Raw genomic sequence first — 1,098 nt, 5'->3', positions numbered from 1 at the left:
GGCGCCCGCCGCGAGCGGGGCCGCGTCGGTGCCGGGCTTGGCGACGTAGACGCGGCCGGGGTCCAGGTCGTGGCGGTCGATCAGCAGCCGGGCGAGCCACGGGCTGGTCGCGACGACCATCCCGGCCATCCGCAGCGTCTCGCGCTCGCACGCGTCGAGCTCCGCGGCGTGCGCCGGGTCGAGGCCGGGCTCGTCGGCCAGCGCCTGGTGCACCAGCACGGCCAGCCGCAGCCGCCGTGCGTGCGGGACCACGATCTCCGGGACGCCGGAGGCGATCATGCCGTCGAGCAGCACCACGGTCCGGTCGGGTAGCGCCGCCAGCGACCGCGCGAGCCGGCGTCTCGACGTCGCGTCGGGCTCCGGCCAGTCGCCGGCGATCGGCAGTTCGAGCACCGGCTGCCCGACGGCGGGCAGGTTCTGGCACATGCGCTTGTCGTACGTGTCGGAGCCCGGTGGGGCGGCCGGGAGGATGAACACCATCGGGTCGGCAGGCCTCATCGCTCAACCTCCAGCGTGGATCGACGGACGCCTCATCCGTCACACGCGGCCGGAGCCGGGAAGGTTCAGCTCTGGGCGTCGATCTTCCAGACGCCGTTTTCCTGGACCAGGGTGAACGTGTCGGTCTCCCCCTTGCCGCCGTCGTAGAGGACGTGCGCGGTGACCCGGCCGGGGCCGACTTCCTTCACGCTTTCGGCCTTCACCGACTTGTACTGGCCCCAGAAGTTCTGGTACGTCGCCAGCGTCTGCTTGCGCGACGCCTTGAAGCGGTCCGTGAGCAGGTTCCACGCTTCCGCTGTGTTGTTCGGGAGCAGCGCGTAGTAGGCGGCGAGGGCGTCGGCGGCGGTCTTCGACGAAGCCACGCTCGAAACCGGCGGCGAGGTGGGCGGGGCCGACGTCGTGGGTGTCTCCGACGCGGACGACGGTGCCGGGGGCGGTGCCGCCGACTGCGTGACCGAGGCCGACGGCGACGAAGACGCGGGCGGGGCGGCGTTGTCGGCCGGCGGCTTCTGGCGGACGACCAGCAGGATCGCCACGACGACCGCGACGCACAGCAGCGCCGCGCCCGCGCCGACGGCGATCAGGCCCTTGCGCGCGCCC

The 1,098-nt window shown here is 73.2% G+C and carries 1 protein-coding gene and 1 pseudogene; both read right to left on the bottom strand.

Annotated elements, in window-relative coordinates; translation table 11 throughout:
• The coding region (locus G3I65_RS07505) for a glycosyltransferase (RefSeq protein ID WP_160695437.1) at positions 1-480 on the bottom strand (480 nt) is incomplete at its 3' end.
• Between the two features lie 83 nt (positions 481-563).
• Positions 564-1,098 (bottom strand): annotated as a pseudogene (locus G3I65_RS07500) (serine/threonine protein kinase); the annotation flags it as partial.

Origin of the sequence: Amycolatopsis sp. SID8362 (genome assembly GCF_010550475.1) — a bacterium.
In the GTDB taxonomy this organism is placed as follows: Bacteria; Actinomycetota; Actinomycetes; order Mycobacteriales; family Pseudonocardiaceae; genus Amycolatopsis; species Amycolatopsis eburnea.
Note: the sequence above shows the minus strand (reverse complement) of the source record. Positions and strands in the feature narration are given on the sequence as shown.